A 3,132-nucleotide genomic window follows, 5' to 3' on the forward strand; every position below is an offset into this window, starting at 1 on the left:
GACCTGAACCCGGGGCGCCGGCCCGCGGCCGGTACGATCGCACACACTGCCGATTCACGGATCACAGCCGGTGAGAGGCCCCCTCTTCCTCTCCCCCCAACACCGGCCGAACCAGGGGAGAGATCTGTCTTGGGCCAGCGTGCCGCCGCCCGCAACGGGCGCAGCCGCAGACGGAGCCGCCGGAACACGGGCCGACGCCGTCCGACCGGACCGATACTTCTGCTGGGCGTCTGCCTCGCCTTCATGTCGGTGGGCGCGGGTGCCGCCCTCGCGCACTGGAGAGGCGGGCCGCCCCCCGCAGAGGCGGCCCACGGGCCCGACGTCGCGCCGCTGATGTCGAAGGACCCCGCACCGGCACCGTCGACCTCGCCCTCGCCGGTGCGCAGCCCCAGCAGCTCGCCGAAGCCGAAGCCGAAGCCGTCGCCTTCCCCCTCGGCCAAGAGCGAGCCGCCGAGCGTGCCGGCGTCGGGGCCGGGCACGTTCACCGTCGCGCAGTCGTCCGGGACGGCGACCGGCACCGGCACACTGCGCCGCTACAAGGTGGAGGTCGAGGACGGCGTCGACGTGTCCGCCCAGCAGGCGGCCGCCGAGATCCAGCAGATCCTGGCCCATCCGCGCGGCTGGGCCGCGAACGGCCGCGGCCGCTTCCAGCTGGTGTCGTCGAACGCCGACTTCGTGATCAGGATCGCCACCCCGGCCACCGCGGACAAGCTCTGCCTCGCCGTGGGCCTGAACACCCGCGGTGAGCTGAACTGCGAGACCACCGAAGGCGTCGTGGTGAACCTGCGGCGCTGGATGCTGGGCTCCCCGACCTTCGCCGGCACGCCCGCCGAGTACCGGCATCTGATCATCAACCACGAGGTCGGGCACGAGATCGGCATCCGGCAGCACATGGGCTGCCCCGGCCCCGGCGAACCCGCCCCCGTGATGATGCAGCAGATCAAGGGCCTGAACGGCTGCGTCTCCAATGCGTGGCCCTACGACGACGACGGGACATATCTCTCCGGACCGCCGGTGTGATCCTCCGCTTATGATGCGAGTGGGGACCGGGGCCCACACCGGACAGGAAGGGGCGGACCGCTACCCGGATGTCGAGGAGACAGCAATGTCACATGACTCCGCCCCGAATCTGGACTTCGCGGGCACCACGCCGTACGAGGACTACGTCCAGGCGGACGTCCTCACCCACCTCCAGCATCCGCGGTCGGACGACCCGGGCGAGATGGTCTTCCTGGTCACCACGCAGGTCATGGAGCTGTGGTTCACCGTCGTCGTCCACGAGTGGGAGACCGCCGCACGCGCCCTGCGCGAGGACCGGATCCCCGTGGCGATGGACGCGCTGAAGCGGTCGGTACGGGAGCTGGAGGCGCTCAACGCCTCCTGGAAGCCCATCGCCAACCTGACGCCCGCGCAGTTCAACGCCTACCGCGACGCCCTCGGTGAGGGCTCCGGCTTCCAGTCGGCGATGTACCGGCGGATGGAGTTCCTGCTCGGGGACAAGTCCGCCTCCATGCTGGTGCCGCACCGGGGCGCCCCGCGCGTCCACGCGGAACTGGAGAAGGCCCTGCACGAGCCGAGCCTCTACGACGAGGTGCTGCGGCTCCTCGCCCGCCGCGGGTACGCGGTACCCGCCGAGGTGCTGGAGCGCGACCTGGCACAGAAGTACGAGCCGTCGGAGGCGGTCGAGCGGGTCTGGGCCGAGGTCTACGGCGGCGACGACCAGGACACCGAACTGGTGCGCCTCGGCGAGGCGTTGACGGATGTCGGCGAGCTGGTGTGGCGATGGCGCAACGACCACCTGGTGGCGACCCGGCGGGCCATGGGCTCGAAGGTCGGCACGGGCGGCTCCGCCGGTGTCTCGTGGCTCGAGAAGCGTGCCCGCAAGAACGTCTTCCCCGAGCTGTGGACGGCGCGCAGCCATGTCTGAGTCCCTGGCCCAGCGGGCCGCGGCGCTCGACGCCGCAGACGAACTGGCCGGTGCCCGGAAGCTGTTCGCCCTCGACGAGGCGGTCTACCTCGACGGCAACTCGCTCGGCGCGCTGCCCGCGCACGTCCCCGACCGCGTCGCCGACGTGGTGAACCGGCAGTGGGGCAAGCTGCGCATCCGTTCCTGGACGGAAGGCGACTGGTGGAGCGCGCCCGAGCGGATCGGTGACCGGATCGCGCTGCTGGTCGGCGCGGCGCCCGGGCAGATCGTGGTCGGCGACTCCACGAGCGTCAACGTCTTCAAGGCCGTCGTCGGCGCCGTACGGCTGAACGACGACCCGGCACGGACGGACATCCTCGTCGACGCGACGACGTTCCCGACGGACGGGTACATAGCGTCGTCGGCGGCCAGGATGACCGGCCGCCGCATCGTGCCGGTCGACCCGGCCGATCTGCCGTCGGCACTCGGCCCCACCACGGCGGCGGCACTCGTCAACCACGTCGACTACCGCTCCGGCCGGCTGCACGACCTGCCCGGTCTGACGGCGGCCGTCCACGACGCGGGGGCCCTCGCGGTCTGGGACCTGTGCCACAGCGCCGGCGCCCTGCCGGTGGGGCTCGACGCGCACGGCGTCGACCTGGCCGTCGGCTGCACCTACAAGTACCTGAACGGCGGCCCCGGTTCGCCCGCGTACCTGTACGTCGCCGAGCGCCACCAGGCGTCCTTCGACTCGCCGCTGCCCGGCTGGACGTCGCACGCCGACCCGTTCGCGATGACGCCCGGCTACGAGGCGGCCGACGGGTCGACCCGCGGCCGGGTGGGCACACCGGACATCCTGTCCATGCTGGCCCTCGAAGCGGCGCTCGAGGTGTGGGACGGAATCGCGATCGAGACGGTCAGGGCGAAGAGCCTGGCGCTGACGGACTTCTTCCTGGAGTGCGTCGACGCCTACGTCCCGGCCGGACGGGTCACGTCCCTGACCCCCGCGGAGCACGCCGCGCGCGGGAGCCAGGTGGCGCTGCGGTGCGAGGACGCGCCGCGGGTCATGGAGACCCTGACGGCCAGGGGCGTCGTCGGCGACCTGCGCCGCCCGGACGTCCTGCGCTTCGGCTTCACACCGCTGTACGTGGGCTTCGCCGACACGGAGCGCGCGGCGCGCGTCCTGGCGGAGGTCCTCGCCGGCTGAGCCCGGTCCGCCCCGGGGG

General features: G+C 72.3%; 3 protein-coding genes. All 3 read left to right on the top strand.

Translation table 11 applies throughout. The features are described 5' to 3' along the window. Positions 1 to 243 precede the first annotated feature (243 nt). Positions 244 to 1,020 carry a DUF3152 domain-containing protein gene (locus tag ACWGH4_RS33445; RefSeq protein ID WP_453467474.1) on the top strand — a complete coding sequence of 259 codons (777 nt, stop codon included), beginning with the start codon at positions 244 to 246 and terminating at the stop codon, positions 1,018 to 1,020. An 85-nt stretch (positions 1,021 to 1,105) separates the two neighbouring features. Further along, the gene (kynA, locus tag ACWGH4_RS33450) at positions 1,106 to 1,927 is read left to right on the top strand and encodes a tryptophan 2,3-dioxygenase (RefSeq protein WP_441263508.1); all 822 of its coding nucleotides are present in this window, start codon (positions 1,106 to 1,108) and stop codon (positions 1,925 to 1,927) included. Next, positions 1,920 to 3,113 carry a kynureninase gene (kynU, locus tag ACWGH4_RS33455; RefSeq protein WP_453467477.1) on the top strand — a complete coding sequence of 398 codons (1,194 nt, stop codon included), beginning with the start codon at positions 1,920 to 1,922 and terminating at the stop codon, positions 3,111 to 3,113. The genes kynA and kynU overlap by 8 nt, the downstream gene beginning before the upstream one ends. Positions 3,114 to 3,132 lie beyond the last annotated feature (19 nt).

It is taken from the genome of Streptomyces sp. NPDC054847, assembly GCF_053610925.1.

Bases quoted from the DNA above. Each gene is read 5' to 3' on its own strand.
- ACWGH4_RS33445 (WP_453467474.1), top strand. From the start codon at position 244: ATGTCGGTGGGCGCGGGTGCCGCCCTCGCGCACTGGAGAGGCGGGCCG.
- kynA (WP_441263508.1), top strand. From the start codon at position 1,106: ATGTCACATGACTCCGCCCCGAATCTGGACTTCGCGGGCACCACGCCG.
- kynU (WP_453467477.1), top strand. From the start codon at position 1,920: ATGTCTGAGTCCCTGGCCCAGCGGGCCGCGGCGCTCGACGCCGCAGAC.